At 64.6% G+C, this 16,197-nt stretch carries 15 protein-coding genes; 7 read left to right on the top strand and 8 right to left on the bottom strand.

What is annotated here, in order from left to right; translation table 11 throughout:
* Positions 1 to 127 precede the first annotated feature (127 nt).
* Positions 128 to 1,756 (bottom strand): alkyl hydroperoxide reductase subunit F, encoded by a 1,629-nt coding sequence (gene ahpF / locus AC3EC3_RS11875; protein ID WP_488489799.1) that lies wholly within the window; start codon positions 1,754 to 1,756, stop codon positions 128 to 130.
* A gap of 142 nt (positions 1,757 to 1,898) precedes the next feature.
* Positions 1,899 to 2,465, bottom strand: a complete 567-nt coding sequence (gene ahpC / locus AC3EC3_RS11880; RefSeq protein WP_488489800.1) for an alkyl hydroperoxide reductase subunit C — start codon at positions 2,463 to 2,465, stop codon at positions 1,899 to 1,901.
* A gap of 368 nt (positions 2,466 to 2,833) precedes the next feature.
* Here ahpC and AC3EC3_RS11885 point away from each other — a divergent pair, with 368 nt between their 5' ends.
* A complete protein-coding gene (locus tag AC3EC3_RS11885; RefSeq protein WP_488489801.1) occupies positions 2,834 to 3,715 on the top strand; it encodes a GGDEF domain-containing protein in 882 nt (293 codons plus the stop codon).
* A gap of 4 nt (positions 3,716 to 3,719) precedes the next feature.
* Here the strand turns inward: AC3EC3_RS11885 and AC3EC3_RS11890 are convergent, their stop codons facing one another.
* Both AC3EC3_RS11890 and aroC read right to left on the bottom strand, forming a co-directional pair.
* Complete coding sequence (locus tag AC3EC3_RS11890; RefSeq protein WP_488489802.1) at positions 3,720 to 4,157, bottom strand: SPFH domain-containing protein; 438 nt, start codon at positions 4,155 to 4,157, stop codon at positions 3,720 to 3,722.
* A gap of 94 nt (positions 4,158 to 4,251) precedes the next feature.
* Positions 4,252 to 5,364 (bottom strand): chorismate synthase, encoded by a 1,113-nt coding sequence (gene aroC, locus AC3EC3_RS11895; RefSeq protein WP_488489803.1) that lies wholly within the window; start codon positions 5,362 to 5,364, stop codon positions 4,252 to 4,254.
* A 136-nt stretch (positions 5,365 to 5,500) separates the two neighbouring features.
* Here aroC and AC3EC3_RS11900 point away from each other — a divergent pair, with 136 nt between their 5' ends.
* Complete coding sequence (locus AC3EC3_RS11900; RefSeq protein ID WP_488489804.1) at positions 5,501 to 5,803, top strand: antibiotic biosynthesis monooxygenase family protein; 303 nt, start codon at positions 5,501 to 5,503, stop codon at positions 5,801 to 5,803.
* Positions 5,804 to 5,821: 18 nt separating this feature from the next.
* Here the strand turns inward: AC3EC3_RS11900 and AC3EC3_RS11905 are convergent, their stop codons facing one another.
* A complete protein-coding gene (locus AC3EC3_RS11905; RefSeq protein ID WP_488489805.1) occupies positions 5,822 to 6,493 on the bottom strand; it encodes a TetR/AcrR family transcriptional regulator in 672 nt (223 codons plus the stop codon).
* A 37-nt stretch (positions 6,494 to 6,530) separates the two neighbouring features.
* On the opposite strand from AC3EC3_RS11905, the gene AC3EC3_RS11910 reads away from it, so the two are divergent.
* Positions 6,531 to 6,896, top strand: coding sequence for a darcynin family protein (locus tag AC3EC3_RS11910; protein WP_488489806.1), 366 nt, complete (start codon positions 6,531 to 6,533; stop codon positions 6,894 to 6,896).
* Positions 6,897 to 7,093: 197 nt separating this feature from the next.
* Positions 7,094 to 7,435 carry an arsenate reductase gene (locus AC3EC3_RS11915; RefSeq protein WP_488489807.1) on the top strand — a complete coding sequence of 114 codons (342 nt, stop codon included), beginning with the start codon at positions 7,094 to 7,096 and terminating at the stop codon, positions 7,433 to 7,435.
* Positions 7,436 to 7,502: 67 nt separating this feature from the next.
* On the opposite strand, the gene ubiG is transcribed toward AC3EC3_RS11915, so the two are convergent.
* Entirely contained in the window at positions 7,503 to 8,291 is a 789-nt protein-coding gene (gene ubiG, locus AC3EC3_RS11920) for a bifunctional 2-polyprenyl-6-hydroxyphenol methylase/3-demethylubiquinol 3-O-methyltransferase UbiG (protein ID WP_488489808.1), read from the bottom strand.
* Between the two features lie 89 nt (positions 8,292 to 8,380).
* On the opposite strand from ubiG, the gene AC3EC3_RS11925 reads away from it, so the two are divergent.
* On the top strand, positions 8,381 to 9,640 hold the full coding sequence (locus AC3EC3_RS11925) for an aspartate kinase (RefSeq protein WP_409934907.1): 1,260 nt from the start codon (positions 8,381 to 8,383) through the stop codon (positions 9,638 to 9,640).
* A 124-nt stretch (positions 9,641 to 9,764) separates the two neighbouring features.
* On the opposite strand, the gene AC3EC3_RS11930 is transcribed toward AC3EC3_RS11925, so the two are convergent.
* Positions 9,765 to 10,454, bottom strand: a complete 690-nt coding sequence (locus tag AC3EC3_RS11930; protein WP_488489809.1) for a winged helix-turn-helix domain-containing protein — start codon at positions 10,452 to 10,454, stop codon at positions 9,765 to 9,767.
* Positions 10,455 to 10,663: 209 nt separating this feature from the next.
* Here AC3EC3_RS11930 and AC3EC3_RS11935 point away from each other — a divergent pair, with 209 nt between their 5' ends.
* Entirely contained in the window at positions 10,664 to 13,219 is a 2,556-nt protein-coding gene (locus AC3EC3_RS11935) for a TonB-dependent receptor (RefSeq protein ID WP_488489810.1), read from the top strand.
* Positions 13,220 to 13,317: 98 nt separating this feature from the next.
* On the opposite strand, the gene AC3EC3_RS11940 is transcribed toward AC3EC3_RS11935, so the two are convergent.
* Positions 13,318 to 14,847, bottom strand: a complete 1,530-nt coding sequence (locus AC3EC3_RS11940) for a catalase (RefSeq protein ID WP_488489811.1) — start codon at positions 14,845 to 14,847, stop codon at positions 13,318 to 13,320.
* Between the two features lie 315 nt (positions 14,848 to 15,162).
* On the opposite strand from AC3EC3_RS11940, the gene AC3EC3_RS11945 reads away from it, so the two are divergent.
* Entirely contained in the window at positions 15,163 to 16,179 is a 1,017-nt protein-coding gene (locus AC3EC3_RS11945; protein ID WP_488489812.1) for an NAD(P)H-dependent flavin oxidoreductase, read from the top strand.
* The last annotated feature ends 18 nt before the right edge of the window (positions 16,180 to 16,197 follow it).

Here is a 16,197-nt window from a genome sequence, read left to right on the forward strand (position 1 = left end):
GGTGCGTTCGCCGGTCGGACGCGAAAACGGGCGCGAGACCGATGTGGTCCGCGCCCGTTTCCGTCATGGGGCTTGTTCCCCCTTATACTCGTCCGGTCACTTATTCGTCAGGTCATTGACACCCGCCTCAGGCGGTGACGGCTTCCTTCTGGGCCTGGAAGGCCTGCGCGATCTCGCCCGGCGCCTCGTTGCGGATCAGGTAGTCGAAGGCGGACAGCGCGGCCTTCGATCCCTCGCCCATGGCGATGATGATCTGCTTGTAGGGCACCGTGGTCGCATCGCCCGCGGCGAACACGCCGGGCAGGTTGGTCGCGGCCTTGGCATCGATCACGATTTCGCCGTGCTTGGTCAGCTCGATCCCCGAGTCCTTGAGCCATTCGGTGTTGGGCACCAGACCGATCTGGACGAACACGCCTTCCAGCTCGATGCGGGTATCCTCGCCGGTGGCGCGGTCCTTGTAGACCAGACCGTTCACCTTGCCGCCGTCACCGGTGACTTCGGTGGTCTGGGCATTGGTGAGCACGACGACGTTCGCCATCGAGCGCAGCTTGGTCTGCAGCACCTGATCGGCGCGCAGTTCCGTGCCGAATTCGATCAGCGTGACATGGCCGACGATGTTGGCGAGATCAATCGCCGCCTCGACGCCGGAGTTCCCGCCGCCGATCACCGCCACGCGCTTGCCCTTGAACAGCGGGCCGTCGCAGTGCGGGCAATAGGCCACGCCCTTGTTCTTGTACTCGGCCTCACCGGGGACGCCCAGATTGCGCCAGCGGGCGCCGGTGGTGAGCACCAGAGCACGGGCCTTCAGCGAGGCGCCGTTCTCGAACACGACCTCGTGATAGCCGCCCAGTTCCTTGGCCGGGATCAGCTTTTCGGCGCGCAGCAGGTTCATCGCGTCGATGGCGTACTCGGCGATATGCGCTTCCAGCGCGCCAGCGAGCTTCGGACCTTCGGTGTAGGGGATCGAGATGAAGTTCTCGATGCCCATGGTGTCCTGCACCTGACCGCCCATGCGCTCGGCTGCGATGCCGGTGGAGAAGCCCTTGCGCGCGGCATAGATCGCTGCCGATGCCCCAGCGGGGCCGCCGCCGATCACCAGCGCCTCGAACGGCGCCTTTTCGGCAAGCTTGGCCGCCGCCTTGGCCGAGGCCCCGGTGTCGAGCTTGGCGAGGATTTCCTCGACGCTCATCTTGCCCGAGCCCCACATCTTGCCATCGAGGAAGACGGCGGGCACGGCCATCACGCCGCGTTCCTCGACTTCGGCCTGGAACGTGCCGCCCTCGACCAGTGTGGCGGTAACACGCGGGTTGTTCAGCGCCATCAGCGTCAGCGCCTGCACCACGTCGGGGCAGTTGTGGCACGAGAGCGAGAAGTACATCTCGAAATTGTAGTCACCGTCGAGCGCGCGGATCTGCTCCAGCACCTCGTCGGAAACCTTGGGGGGATGGCCGCCGGCCCACAGCAGGGCGAGCACCAGCGAGGTGAATTCGTGGCCGAGCGGCAGGCCGGCGAAGCGCACGGCGGCGTCCGGGTTGGACGCGCGGCGGATCAGGAAGCTGGGCTTGCGGGCATCGGTGCCGTCGAAAGTGGCAGTAACCTTGTCCGAGAGCGAGGCGATGGTGGTCAGCAGCTCGCGGGTCTCGGTCGATTTCGCCGAAGTTTGGGCATCGTCGCCGAGAGAGGCGACCAGCTCGATCGGTTCGCGCAGCATGGCGAGATATTGCGAGAGCTGTTGCTTCAGAGTGGCGTCGAGCATGTCTTACGGTCCTTATAATGTCGTTGGTGCGGTGTGCGGCCCGGGGGACTTCCGTGGAGAGGGCGCAACGGGTGCGGTCGCCGGGAAGGGAGCCCCCGGGCCGCACACCGTCAGTACGCGACCCTAAGGTGTCGCGAGGGTCTTAGATCTTGCCGACGAGGTCGAGCGAGGGAGCGAGGGTTTCCGAACCTTCTTCCCACTTGGCCGGGCAGACCTGGCCGGGATGCTCGCGCCAGTACTTGGCGGCCTTGATCTTGCGGACGAGTTCGGTGGCATTGCGGCCCACGCCCTCGGGGGTGATTTCAACCAGCTGGATCACGCCGTCCGGATCGACCACGAAGGTGGCGCGGTCAGCCAGGCCAACGCCTTCGCGCAGCACGCCGAAGTTGTTGGTCAGCGCGTGGTTCTGGTCGCCCAGGAACGCGTACTTCAGCTTGCCGATGGTCTCCGAGGTGTCGTGCCAGGCCTTGTGGCTGAAGTGCGTGTCGGTCGAAACGCCGAACACTTCGACGCCGAGGCCCTGGAGCGTCTCGTACTGCTCGCCAAGGTCTTCCAGCTCGGTCGGGCACACGAAGGTGAAGTCGGCCGGGTAGAAGAAGAAGACGGCCCACTTGCCTGCGATGTCACCCTCGGTGACGTCGAAGAAGTCCTTGCCGGCCTGGAAGGCGGTGTTCTGGAACGGCTTGATGGTGCTGCCGACGATACCCATGGATATGCTCCCTTGCGTTGGGTGGTGTGAAACTGATGCGACGGAGATAGTCCGGCCGCGTGACGGTTTGTAGGGGCTTGATCCGATTGGCCTGATCGAAAGAGGCGATTACCCGGCGGGTGATTGACCGGATGTTTCGATAAAACGGGATGGATCTGCGACAAAGCGCCGAAAACCGCGGACAGGCTGTGAAATTAATTCAGAATTTACCAATTTTCCCCTAGGGAATGAGCATTAGAGCATTTTCTAATCAGGTAGAGTTACCTGATGGCTCGGAAAATGCGATAAACCAAAAAGCTGGAGCAGTTGAGCCGACGTAGTCGGATCGCAAACTGCTCCAGTGATCTTTCCGGGGCCTTTCGTCCGCCATGTCCACGGCCATTGCTGCATTTTCGGGACGTGGTGCGGTTGACGGAGGTCCCGTGCTTGGCAGCTGGTCGTGCGATCTGGGGCGCGAGAGGATCAGCTGGGACACCGGCGTCTATTCCATCTTCGGTATCGACCCCGCCCATCGGCTGGACCGGCGTGAGACGCTGGGCTTCTACGACGAGCCCTGCCGCGAAACGCTGGAGCGCGTGCGCGGCTCGGCCATTCGCGCCGCGCGGCCGTTCACGCTGGAGGCGCGCATCCGCCGCAACGACGGGCAGTGGCGCTGGATGCGGATCACCGCGATGCCGCAGGTGGTCGAAGGGCGAACGCTGGGCATCTACGGCGTCAAGCAGGACATCACCGCCGAGCGCGAGGAATGGGAGACGCTGCGTCGTCTGGCCTATCACGACGCGCTGACCGGTCTCGCCAACCGCACCGCTTTCAACGAACGCTTCCTCGACCAGCCGCGCGGCGGGCAGGGGATGCAGGGGCTTGGCGCGTTGGTGCTGTTCGATCTCGACGGGTTCAAGGCGATCAACGATCGCTGGGGCCATCTGGCGGGCGATGCCTGCCTCGTCCATTTCGCCCGCCGCCTGCGCGCGATGTTCCCCGATGCGGTGCAGATCGCCCGGCTCGGCGGTGACGAGTTCGCGGTGCTGCTGCGAAGCGACGCCCGGCGCGATCGCATCGCGCTGGCCGCCCGCCTGGCCCGCGCCGCGCCGATGCTCGCCGCGCCGTTCCCCTGGCATGGCGAGATGGTGGCGATGGGCACCTCCAGCGGTTTCGCGCTGACGCCTGCCGGGGCCTTCGCCGACCCGGAGGAAATCTTCACCCACGCCGACGCCGCGCTTTATCGCGACAAGACGGCGCGGCGGGGGTGAAGTTCTACTGCTGATCCGACGAAGCAGGTGCGGTCGCGCCGCGATGCCCGGCTTCCAGAATGGGCAATCCGCCTTCGGTCGGTACGTAGATGATCTGCCCCTTCGATTCTTCCAGGTTCTGGATGTAGAGGTAGCGTAAGTAGCCTTCCGGACCGCCGAGGCTGTCGGCAACGATCTTGTTCGCGGCGGCAAGGCCCTTGGCACGCTCGACTTCGGCCTGTGCCTTCAGTTTGGCGCTGTCGAGGGCTGCCTGTGCTTCCAGTACGGCGATCTTGCGGTTCTGACCTGCCTGCGCCAGCTGCGCCTCACCGGCGGTCCGGGCGTTCCAGACGCGCACCGAGTTGTAGGCCCCGCAAGATGCGAGTCCGCCGCCCACCGTCAGCACCAGCAGCAGGACAATCGCGAACGCCAGCTTTACCACGTTATTATATGTCTGGTTCACGCCATACCCCTCCTGTTGTCGCGGAAAGAGCGATAGCGCGAGCAATCATGCCTCGGCAAGCGCAGGTAGTGGCCGTTCCTCCCTTACCTGCCCCTTACCCGCACTGCCCCCGGTGGAGCAGCTTGTGGTCGGCCAGCACCAGCGCCATCATCGCCTCGACCACGGGCACGCCGCGAATGCCGACGCAGGGGTCGTGGCGGCCCTTGGTGAACATCTCGGTGGCCGAGTATGCGCCGGTCGCGGGATCGCGCGTCACGGTCGGCTGCGGGGTGAGGATCGAGCTGGTCGGCTTGAAGGCCACGCGGCAGGTCACCGGCTGGCCGGTGGAGATGCCGCCTGCGATACCGCCTGCGTGGTTCGCCAGGAATTCCGGCGCGCCATCGGGGCCAGTCTCGAAGGAGGGCTGCATCGGGTCGGCGTTCTGCTCGCCCGAAAGGCGCGCGGCGGCGAAACCGTCGCCGATCTCGATGCCCTTCACCGCGTTGATGCCCATCATCGCGGCGGCAAGGTCGGCATCGAGCTTGCCGTAGAGCGGCGCGCCCCAACCGGCGGGAACGCCGGTGGCGACGCATTCCACCACCGCGCCCAGCGACGAGCCGTTCTTGCGGGCATCGTCGACCAGCACTTCCCAGCGCTTGGCGGCGGCGGCATCGGGGCAGAAGAACGGGTTGTTGCCGATCTCGGCCGCGTCGAACTTGCCCGGATCGATCATGTCGCCGCCGATCTCGGAGACGTAGGCGAGGATCGTGACTTCCGGGATCACCAACCGCGCCACCGCGCCTGCCGCCACACGGCTGGCGGTCTCACGTGCCGACGAGCGTCCGCCGCCGCGATAGTCGCGAAAGCCGTACTTGGCGTCATAGGCATAGTCGGCATGGCCGGGACGATAGGCGCGCGCGACTTCCGAATAGTCCTTCGAGCGCTGGTCGACGTTCTCGATCATCAGCGAAATCGGCGTGCCGGTGGTGCGCTGCACGCCATCAGGCGCGGCGAACACGCCCGAGAGGATGCGCACCGCGTCGGGCTCCTGACGCTGCGTGGTGAACTTCGACTGGCCGGGGCGGCGCGCGTCGAGGAACGGCTGGATCACGCTCTCGTCGATGGCGAGGCCCGGTGGGCACCCGTCGATGACCGCGCCGATCGCGGGACCATGGCTTTCGCCCCAGGTGGTGAACCGCAGCAGGCGGCCAAACGTATTGACGGACATGTTCGCGCCCTTGCATGGCCACGCGCGAAAAGTCCATGGCCCGCGAAGCGTCGATGCACCAACGCGCGCAACCTTCGGCAAGCCGGAGGGGTGTGCGGCGTAACGCGGATACTATCGAGAGAGTGAGAGAACCGCGATGTACCTCAACGTCTTCCGCAGCCGCAAACGCGCCGACTATGATGCCGCCGCCTATACCGCCGACGCCGCGTGGATGATCGAACTGGCGCAGGCGCAGCCGGGTTTCCTCGCGGTAAAAAGCTACGCGGCGCCCGATGGCGAGACGGTGACGATCTCCGAATGGGAAAGCGAGGCCCACGCACAAGGCTGGGGCCGCCACCCCGAACACGCGCTGGTGCAGGGCCGGGGTCGTCTGGAATACTACGAGAGCTACACGATGTTCACGTGCGCCGAGCCCCGCGTGCAGCGATTTGGCGGGTGAGGGGAAGGAATACCCTCGTCAGATCCGGGCGCTGCGGGAACTGTCCGTCGCTTCTACAAGGTAGCCCATGACGGCTCGCCTGACGCGGGTTTTCAGGGTTATGGTATCCGCCTCGCCCCTGCGGCCTGCTTCGTCGATCATCCCGCGCGACAATGCGACGATGTCCTGGGCAGCAACCTTGGCGCAGACGATGCCGTGGTGCGCCATTACGCGGGCCAGGCATGCCATTATGGCGCGGCCCAACACCTGTGTTTCCGCATCGATTGGCAGCAGGGCTTCGGCCTGCTCCAGAGCCATCGCCAGCCCGGGGCGATCGAACTGATGGCGTAGGGCAGCGGTGATGCAGGCATCGATGCTGGCGGCGAGGTCGCCACCGTCTGACGCCAGCGTGGCCCGCTCGATCGCGTCGAGCAGATCCTTGCGACCTTGCCGGATCAGGCTGGCAAGCAGCGCCTCCTTGCCCGGAAAGTATTGGTAGAGGCTGCCCACACTCACCCCGGCGCGCTCGGCCACGGCATTGGTGTTGAAACCGGACAGGCCGTCACGCTCCAGAACGCGAGTTGCGGCTTCGAGGATCACTTCCACCGTGGCGAGGGAGCGTGCCTGGCGCGGGGATCGGCGGGCGTCGAGTGCGGGAGGGCGACCGGTCATCGAACGCGAGTACGCCAAAATCTCGCGGCGGGCCATCATCGGGGCTCCTTTTCCGGACATCAAGGATACCGTACCGATGACGTCTTTCCAGCATGCAATTCCTGCGTCACCCCGTTTCACCATGTTCGTCTTGTTGCGGGCGTTGCCTGCGTGGCTGCGGCTGGACCGGGCACAACGCAACATCATCGCCGAGCGGGCGATAGGCAGCGCCGTTGAATCGGAGGCGGAAAAGGGCGTGCTGACCTTGCGTCATTTCGATGCCGAAGCCTTCACGGCGATATGTTCGGACGTGGCGATGTTCGAGACATCCGACCTGCCCGCCTTCTATTTCGCGATGGAGCGCCTGCGAGACACGCCGCTGTTTGCCGAACCCTATTTCGAACTTGTCCAGATCATCCCCGCCATGGAGGATGGCTATCGGCATTTCGAGGCGGCGGCATAAGCGGCGGTCGCGGTTTCCTACAGGTGGTCCGATGGGATAGATCACGGGACATGACACCGCATCCCCAGTTCCGGCGTTGCTGCATTCTGCCCCTGGGGTGACAGGTTCGCATGGCAGGGTGACACTTTCGCTCTGGACTGTGTAAACCGTGTCAACCTGAAGGCTGGATACGGCCTCTCCCCGATCGAAGGACGACCATGGATTTCTACGGCATTCCCAACTGCGACACGGTGAAGAAGGCGCGTAAGTGGCTGGAGGCAAAGGGCCTCGACTATGCGTTTCATGACTACAAGAAGGAAGGCGCCGACGCTGAGAAGCTGGCGCGCTGGGTTGCCGCCGTGGGCTGGGAAAAAGTGCTCAACCGGGCGGGGACCACGTTTCGCAAGCTGCCCGAGGCGGACAAGGCCGATCTCGATGCGGGCAAGGCCATCGCGGTGATGGTCGCCAATCCCAGTTGCATCAAGCGCCCGGTGGTCGAATACCCCGGCGGCGTGCTTGTCGGCTTCAAGGAGCCTGAGTGGGAAGCGGCGCTGGGCTGACCGTTCGGCTTCCTCGGCGCTCTTCTCTTGCCAGTGGATGAAGAAGAGCGCCGAATGCCCGCGATGATCAGCGACGCTTGCGCGCGGTCACGATAAAGTTGAGCGAGAGGTCGTCCGAGAGGTGTAGGCCCTTGCTTGGGCGCCAGGCGATGCCCCTGGGCGTGCCGAGTTCGAGCCCGGCTTCGGCGGCCAGATCGGCGAGCTCCTCGGGCGTCGGAAAGGCGCTCCAGTCATGCATGCCGCGCGGCAGTTTGCCGAGGCGCTCGGCAGCCTCGACCAGCAGCAGGCGCGAGACGGCGGTGCGGTTGGGGCACGAGAGCACCATTAGCCCGTCGTCGGCGAGCGTGTCTGCCAGCGCTTTGAGGAATGCGGTCTTGTCAGCGACGTGTTCGATCACTTCGAGTGAGCAGACGAGGTCGTAGCCGGTGAGGCCGAGCGTCCTGATCTCGCCATGGCGATAGTCGATGGCGAGGCCGCCCGCTGCGGCATGGGCGGCAGCGGCGGCGATATTCTCGGCCGCGGCATCGACGCCGGTCACGGCAGCGCCAAGCCGGGCGAGCGGCTCGCACAGCAGGCCGGCTCCGCAGCCGACATCCAGCGCGCGGCGTCCGGCGAGCGGGCGGATGCCTTGCGAATCGCTCGCGAAATGCGAATCGATCGCCTCGCGGATAAAGCCCAGGCGCACCGGGTTCAGCTTGTGCAGCATGCCCGAGGTGCCCCTGGGATCCCACCACTCGGCGGCAAGGGCTCCGAAACGCTCGGCTTCTTCGGGGCGGATGGTCGCCGGAGCGGCTGAGGTCGCTGCGGTGGAAGGTGTGGTTTCGGGCGCGACGTCAGAGGCAGTTGCATTGTCCATGAGTCCCCCCTAACAGCGCGCCCGAAACATATCCACATCGTGCGCTCATTCTGACGCACGATTCTGACTTTCGAGGGAGCAACGGCACCTTGGCACGTATCGTGATGAAATTCGGCGGCACTTCGATGGCCGGGACCGAGCGAATTCGGCGCGTGGCGGGTATCGTGAAACGCCAGCAGGAAGCCGGCCACGAAGTCGCGGTGGTGGTATCCGCCATGGCGGGCGAGACCGACCGGATGGTCAACTTCTGCCGCGAGGCCAACGCGCTCTACGATCCGGCGGAATACGATGTCGTGGTCGCTTCGGGCGAACAGGTGACGTCGGGCCTGCTGGCGCTGACGCTGCAGGCGATGGGCTGCAAGGCGCGCTCGTGGCTGGGCTGGCAGGTGCCGATCAAGACCGACGATGCCCACGCTAAGGCACGCATCGAGGAGATCGACGCCGAGGCCATGCTCGCCTCGATGGCGGCGGGCGAGATCGCGGTGATCCCCGGCTTCCAGGGTGTATCGCCCGAAGGCCGCGTGACCACGCTGGGCCGTGGCGGCTCTGACACTTCGGCCGTCGCCGTGGCGGCGGCGGTCAAGGCTGACCGCTGCGACATCTACACCGATGTCGACGGCGTCTACACCACCGACCCGCGCATCGTTGCCAAGGCGAAGAAGCTGCCGCTGGTGACGTACGAGGAAATGCTCGAACTGGCCTCGGTCGGCTCGAAGGTGCTGCAGACCCGCTCGGTCAGCCTGGCGATGAAGGAGAACGTGCGCGTTCAGGTGCTCTCCTCGTTCATCGACGAGAACGCGCCTGCCGCCGATACCCTGCCCGGAACGATGATCGTCAGCGATGAAGAACTTGAAGGAAGTGATATGGAACGCCAGCTGATCACCGGTATCGCCGCCGACAAGAACGAGGCGAAGGTCACTCTCACCCGCGTGCCCGACCGTCCGGGCGCGGTGGCGTCGATCTTCACCCCGCTGGCCGAGGCGAACATCAACGTCGACATGATCATCCAGAACGTGGCGAAGGACAAGGGCGAGACCGATGTCACCTTCACCGCGCCGATGTCGGACCTCGTCCGCACGCTGGCGATCCTCGAAGAGCGCAAGGAGGCCATCGGCTTCTACCGCCTGATCTCGAACGACAACGTCGCCAAGATCTCGGTGGTCGGCGTCGGCATGCGCAGCCATGCAGGCGTTGCCAGCACGATGTTCAAGTCGCTCGCCGATCGCGGGATCAACATCCAGGCGATCTCGACCAGCGAGATCAAAGTCTCGGTGCTGATCGACGCCGACGAGACCGAACTGGCTGTGCGCGTGCTGCACACCGCCTACGGCCTCGACGCGACGGCCTGATCTGATCCGGGTCATCCCGGCGCGAGCCTGCTCTTGGAGCAGGCAGCGGGACACAGGCTGGATGCATAAAAAGCGGGGTGTCGATGCGCCCCGCTTTTTTATGTCCGCGACTATTCCAGCGGGATCACGTCGCGTCGGTATCGAAGTCCATGATATAGCCGAACGCGCGCACGGTCCGGGGCGTATAGGGCACGCCGTGGTTCTTGAGCGTGGAGCGCAGGCGACTCACCCAGACGTCCACCGTGCGTTCGTCGGTGACGTTCACGCTCTTGCCTAGCACGCCGATCAACTGGCTGCGGGTGAACACCCGGTTCGGGTTCGCAGCGAAATGTGCCAGCAGGCGGAACTCGCCGGTCTTGAGCGTGATCGGCTTGCCGCGATAGCGGGTGGAATAGGCATCCACGTTCACCACCAGTTCGCCGATCTGCACGTTCTGGGTATCGTCGGTCAGCTGGATGCCGCGATAGGTACGCATGCGCTCCACCAGCGCGCCGGGGGTGAGCGGGCCGAGCATGTAATCGTCGGCGCCCACCGCGATGGCGCGGGCCTGAAGCGCCGGGTCGGCCTCGGGCAGCACCATCGAGATTCGCGCCCGACGGGTGAGGGGCGATTCGCGCAGCAGCCGCACCAGTTGCAGGCCCGCCATCATCGGCAGCAGCCAGTCGACGAAGATCCAGGTGCCGTCATCCATCGAGGCGCCGAGCAAATCCTGCACGTCCACGACCTTGGCCTGAAGGTTGAGAAAGGCATCGTAAACCGAGGCGATATGATCGTCGGTTCCGGAGGTGAGGAGAATCTGGCCGAATTTCAGCATGGTGATACGAATCCGAGAGGGACGTTTCCCGCCAATTGCGCGCCTGCAACAAAACGTAACATGAACGTAGCAACTTGATGAGGAAACAACCGCGAATGTGACATCCGTGTTGCGTAGTGGCGCAAACAGCGCAGGGGGCGCAGGGCGGATCAAGACCGCAGAAAACCGCGATTTCCCCGCGCATCAGGTTTGCCAGGGAGCGCCATTTCGTGAGGAATATTTCCGTTTATCTCGGCCTTTCGGCCTGCACCTTCGCCCTTGCGGCATCGAATCCGGCCTTTGCAGCGGATAGCGCCGCTGGAGCGGTTGCTGCCACTGCCAGCACGGCAGCGAGCGACGCGGCTGCTACTGACGGCACGGCTACCGGACCGGGCCTTGGCGAGATCGTCGTCACCGCTACCAAGCGCGAAACCGATCTCCAGAAGACGCCGATCTCGATGAGCGTGCTCAGCAATCAGGCGATGGCCGACCGCCACGTCCAGACGCTGATCAATCTCGCGGACGGCTCGATCCCGTCCTTGCGCATCGCCACCTTCGAGGCGCGCCAGTCGGCGCTGACGGTCGGCATTCGCGGCATCGTGCCCTACGACCAGAACCAGACCGCGCGCGACGCAGGTGTGGGCGTCTATGTCGATGGCGTTTATATCGGCAAGTCGCAGGGCCTGAACGCCGCACTGTTCGACGTCGATCGTATTGAGGTTCTCAAGGGCCCGCAGGGCACGCTGTTCGGCCGTAACAGCGAGGGCGGTGCGCTCAGCATCGTCACTGCGCAGCCGACCGGCGAGTTCGGCGGACGCGTGGTCGCAGGCGTGGGCAACTACGGTAGCAAGAATGCCGAGATCCACCTCAACCTGCCCGAGTTCTACAACATCTCGATCAAGATGGACGGCGTCTACCAGCATCAGGACCCGACCGTGAAGGACCCGCTCGCAGGGTCGACCGGCTGGAACTATTACGACAAGAAGGGCGGCCGCATCCAGGCCAAGTGGGAGCCGTTCAAGGGGCTTTCGGCTACTTTCTCCTACGATCAGGCGGAAGACGACAACACCCCGATGTACAGCCAGCTGCTGAACTACAACCCGAACGGGTACAACGTCGGCACCTATGTCCAGACCGCTGCCGGAACCGATCCGGTGCTTTATTACAACGGTGCAAAGTGCAACGTCTCGAACGGTGCGGGCGGTGTCACCAACGCCTGTATCGCGCCCAAGGCCTCGGCTGTCGGCACGCATTCCAAGCGCCAGTCGGTCGCCGATGTTGGCGTGCCGCAGCAGCCCAGCGTCGACAAGACCCATGGCGTTTCGGCGCATGTGAACTGGGACGTCGCCCCGCACCTCCAGCTGCGCTCGATCACCGCATGGCGCGGTGTGACGACCGACCAGTACGATAACTCGGGCGGCCCCGAGCGCGTGCCGTACTCGCCCTCGTACGCGGGTGAGAACCTTGCCACGAGCAACTCGGGCAAGTTCAGCCGCTATTCGCTCTCTTTCCTGCAGCAGCACCAGTTCAGCCAGGAATTCCAGGGCGTCGGCTCGATCGGCTCTACCATCGACTATGTCTTCGGTGCCTATTACTACACCGAGCAGGCGTCGGAATATGCAGCGACGCCTTCTTCGAACCTGTGGAATTCGGACGGCACCGGCTACACGATCCTGCCTTCGGGCGTGCTGGGCGCCGTGACCTCCAAGAACCAGGGCTGGGATACCGACTCGCAGTTCGTAACCCGCAACAGCCACGCGACCGATCATAACTACGCCGTCTACGGTCAGGCGACCTGGACCCCGGCGGGCCTCGACATGCTGCACATCACCGGCGGTGGCCGCTGGACCAAGGATGACCGTCACGGCAACCTGACGATGGTCAACGGCATCGTCACCGACTTCAGCTTCAAGAACAATATCAGCCGCTTCGACCCGATGGTGAACATCGCCCTCGACGCGACGCAGGACATCCACCTCTACGCCAAGTACTCGTCGGGTTTCCGCGCCGGCGGTGCGGACGATCGTTCGCAGACTTTCGATGCCTTCGGTCCGGAGACGGTCAAGGCTTACGAAGTCGGCGCGAAGATGGACTTCCTCGACCATCACGCCCGCCTGAATCTGGCCGGCTACATGATGGATCGCAAGAACACCCAGTTCGACTTCGACCTGTACGATACCGACCCGAGCAGCCCGACGTACAACTCGCACCTTGAAGAGGCGATCAACGCGCAGGGCACCAACCACATCCGCGGCATCGAGGCCGACCTGACGCTGGCGCCGGTGCAGGGCCTGACTCTGAACGCATCCTATGCCTACACCTACTGGGACAAGCCGACGGCGACCAACCCGCTGACCGGCGTCACCCAGTCGCTGTACATCGTCTACACGCCAAAGAATGCGGCATCGGGCTCGGCGGATTACGTCTTGCCGGTGGGCGCGGGCGACACCAACCTGCGCTTCCACATCGATGCCAACTACGCCAGCAGCCAGTACAGCTTCGAGGCGGAGAGCACCAAGACCGACCCCAGCTTCATCGTCAACGCCCGCATCGCGCTGGCCGATATCGCAATGGGCCCCGGCGGCCAGAAGCTGACCGTCTCGGTATGGTCGCGCAACCTGTTCAACGAGCAGCACATCTACCGCCGCTCGGATGCGAACTCGGTGCCGACGCTGAGTTACAACGGCTCGACGCTGGCCTCGACCAGCTATGCCGGTGTGCTGGGTGACTACGGCAACTTCAACCCGCCGCGCACCTGGGGTCTGGAAGCGCAGGTCAACTTCTGATCTTACATTCCCGCCTGTAGGTGGGAGTGACCCAAAGAGAAAGGCGCCGTCCCTTGAGGGGCGGCGCCTTTTCGTTGTGGGGCGGAGACCCGCCTCGATCAGTCGGCGATCTCGGGCTCGGGCGAGAGATCCGGGTTCACGCTCATGCCCAGCGCCGCGGCCACACCCGCGCCATAGGCCGGATCGCAGCGCGTGCAGTTGTCGATGTGGCGCTGCTTGATGAAGTCCGGCGCATCGCCCATCGCGCGGGCGGTGTTGCCGAACAGGCGTTCCTGCTGGGCGGCATCCATCAGCTGGAAGAGCGCGCGCGGCTGGCTGTAGTAGTCGTCGTCATCCTCGCGGAAGTTCCAGAAGTCGGCATCGCCCGAAAGGCGCAAGGGCGGCTCGCGGAACTCGGGCTGGCCCTGCCACTGGCTGAACGAGTTCGGGTGGTAGTGCGGCAGCGAGCCATAGTTGCCATCGACCCGCCCTTGTCCATCGCGGTGGTTGTTGAACACCGGGCAGCGCGCGGCGTTCACCGGGATCTGATGGTGGTTCACGCCAAGGCGATAGCGCTGCGCATCCGAGTACGCGAACAGGCGTGCCTGCAACATCTTGTCGGGCGAGACGCCGATGCCGGGGACGAGGTTGGACGGCGAAAACGCGCTCTGCTCCACGTCGGCGAAGAAGTTGTCCGAATTGCGGTTCAGCTCCATCATGCCGACCTCGATCAGCGGATAGGTCTTCTGCGACCACACCTTGGTCAGGTCGAAGGGGTGGAAGCCGCAGGTCTCGGCCTCGGCTTCGTCCATGATCTGCACCATGACCTTCCACTTCGGGAATTCGCCGCGCTCGATCGCCTCGTAGAGATCGCGCTGGTTGCTCTCGCGATCGGCGGCGACCACTTCGGCGGCTTCGGCGTCGGTCAGGTGAGCATGGCCCTGCTGGGTCTTGAAGTGCCACTTCACCCAGAACCGCTCACCCGCCTCGTTGTAGAACGAGTAGGTGTGGCTGGAGAAGCCGTCCATGTGACGATAGCTCTTGGGAATGCCGCGATCGCCCATCACGTAAGTCACCTGGTGGAAGGCTTCGGGCAGCAGGGTCCAGAAGTCCCAGTTGTTCTGCGCGCTGCGCATGTTGGTGCGCGGATCGCGCTTCACCGCCTTGTTCAGGTCGGCAAAGTGGCGCGGATCACGCACGAAGAACACCGGCGTATTATTGCCGACCATGTCCCAGTTGCCTTCCTCGGTGTAGAACTTCACCGCGAAGCCGCGAATGTCGCGCTCGGCATCGGCGGCGCCGCGTTCGCCTGCAACGGTGGTGAAGCGGGCGAACAGTTCGGTCTGCTTGCCGGGTTCGAGAAACTTCGCGCGGGTGTACTTCGCAACGTCGCCGGTGACGGTGAAGGTGCCGAACGCGCCCGAGCCCTTGGCGTGCATGCGTCGCTCGGGGATCACTTCGCGGTTGAGGTTGGCCAGCTTCTCCAGCAGCCACACGTCCTGCATCAGGAGGGGGCCGCGCGGCCCGGCGGTGTAGGAGTTGGAGTTGTCGACGACGGGCGCGCCGAACTGGGTGGTCAGCGGGGTGGCTCCGTCAACAGCGGGATGCGCGTACGGGCACTTGCCGTCGCTGGAGTTAGATCCGGTCATGGCTGGGCTCCTTTGTCCTGCGGCTGCTTTCATGCGCCGCGATTGTCTCTGTGTGCCCCAGTCTACTGGGCAGGTCATTATCGGAGAAGCTATACAAATGGCTTACTGTAATCGACATAGGCGATCAGTTTTGCCATGAGGCCTTCTCCTGCCGATCAAACGCACGGAGGCGGATGTAGTGCCGCAAGGGGGTGGCATTCGATGCAGGCCATAAGTGAAAGGCCGCAAGGTTCGGCGCTTTCGCGGCTTGTGCGCGGCGATCCGGCAATCTATGGGGCCTCGCTTGATATTTTTGCGGGTAATTCTGGAGTTTCGATGACCGCCTACAGCAAGACTGCCGCGCTGATGGCGCGTGGACGTGAATTCCTCGGCAGCGAGACTGCCATCCTGTGCGGCGCGATGTCGTGGGTGTCGGAGCGCAACCTCGTCTCGGCGATCAGCAACGCGGGCGGCTTCGGCGTGATCGCCTGCGGGGCGATGACGCCCGAACTGCTCGATACCGAGATCGCCGCGACCAAGGCGCTGACCGCCAGCCCCTTCGGCGTCAATCTCATCACCATGCACCCGCAGCTGTTCGATCTGATCGCGGTCTGCGCCCGGCATGGCGTGACCCATGTGGTGCTGGCGGGCGGCATTCCGCCCAAGGGCAGCGTCGAGGCGATCAAGGAATCGGGCGCCAAGGTGATCTGCTTTGCGCCCACGCTGGCGCTCGGCAAGAAGCTGCTGCGCTCGGGCGCGGACGCGCTGGTGATCGAGGGTTCGGAAGCAGGCGGCCACATCGGCCCGGTCTCGACCTCGGTGCTGGCGCAGGAAATCCTGCCGACGCTGGCCGCCGACAACCTCGTGTTCGTGGCGGGCGGTATCGGTCGCGGCGAGGCGATGGCGGGCTACCTCGAAATGGGCGCTGCCGGTGTCCAGCTGGGCACGCGCTTTGCCTGCGCCAGCGAATCGATCGCGCATGAGGCGTTTAAGAAGGCGTTCTTCCGCGCCTCCGCCCGCGATGCGATCGCCTCGGTGCAGGTCGATCCGCGCCTGCCGGTGATCCCGGTGCGCGCGCTCAAGAACAAGGGCACCGAGGAGTTCACCGCCAAGCAGTTCGAAGTGGCCAAGCTGCTCGATGCAGGCGATGTGGACATGGGCGAGGCCCAGCTCCAGATCGAGCGCTTCTGGGCAGGCGCGCTGCGTCGCGCGGTGATCGACGGCGACGTCGAGGGTGGTTCGATCATGGCGGGCCAGTCGGTCGGCATGGTGACGAAGGAAGAGCCGGTCGCCGAGATCATGGCCGCGCTGATGGCCGAAAGCGAAGCGGCGCTGACCGCGCGCGTGGCTTGATGGGTAAGTTGGGCTGAC

Source organism: Novosphingobium sp. BAM6 (genome assembly GCF_057784955.1).

Excerpts from the sequence above, each read along its gene's own strand:
- AC3EC3_RS11900 (WP_488489804.1), top strand. The coding sequence starts at position 5,501 with ATGTACCTCAACGTCTTCCGCAGCCGCAAACGCGCCGACTATGATGCC.
- AC3EC3_RS11945 (WP_488489812.1), top strand. The coding sequence starts at position 15,163 with ATGACCGCCTACAGCAAGACTGCCGCGCTGATGGCGCGTGGACGTGAA.
- AC3EC3_RS11910 (WP_488489806.1), top strand. The coding sequence starts at position 6,531 with ATGACGTCTTTCCAGCATGCAATTCCTGCGTCACCCCGTTTCACCATG.
- aroC (WP_488489803.1), bottom strand. The coding sequence starts at position 5,364 with ATGTCCGTCAATACGTTTGGCCGCCTGCTGCGGTTCACCACCTGGGGC.
- ubiG (WP_488489808.1), bottom strand. The coding sequence starts at position 8,291 with ATGGACAATGCAACTGCCTCTGACGTCGCGCCCGAAACCACACCTTCC.
- AC3EC3_RS11915 (WP_488489807.1), top strand. The coding sequence starts at position 7,094 with ATGGATTTCTACGGCATTCCCAACTGCGACACGGTGAAGAAGGCGCGT.
- AC3EC3_RS11885 (WP_488489801.1), top strand. The coding sequence starts at position 2,834 with ATGTCCACGGCCATTGCTGCATTTTCGGGACGTGGTGCGGTTGACGGA.
- ahpF (WP_488489799.1), bottom strand. The coding sequence starts at position 1,756 with ATGCTCGACGCCACTCTGAAGCAACAGCTCTCGCAATATCTCGCCATG.
- AC3EC3_RS11930 (WP_488489809.1), bottom strand. The coding sequence starts at position 10,454 with ATGCTGAAATTCGGCCAGATTCTCCTCACCTCCGGAACCGACGATCAT.
- AC3EC3_RS11905 (WP_488489805.1), bottom strand. The coding sequence starts at position 6,493 with ATGATGGCCCGCCGCGAGATTTTGGCGTACTCGCGTTCGATGACCGGT.
- AC3EC3_RS11940 (WP_488489811.1), bottom strand. The coding sequence starts at position 14,847 with ATGACCGGATCTAACTCCAGCGACGGCAAGTGCCCGTACGCGCATCCC.
- ahpC (WP_488489800.1), bottom strand. The coding sequence starts at position 2,465 with ATGGGTATCGTCGGCAGCACCATCAAGCCGTTCCAGAACACCGCCTTC.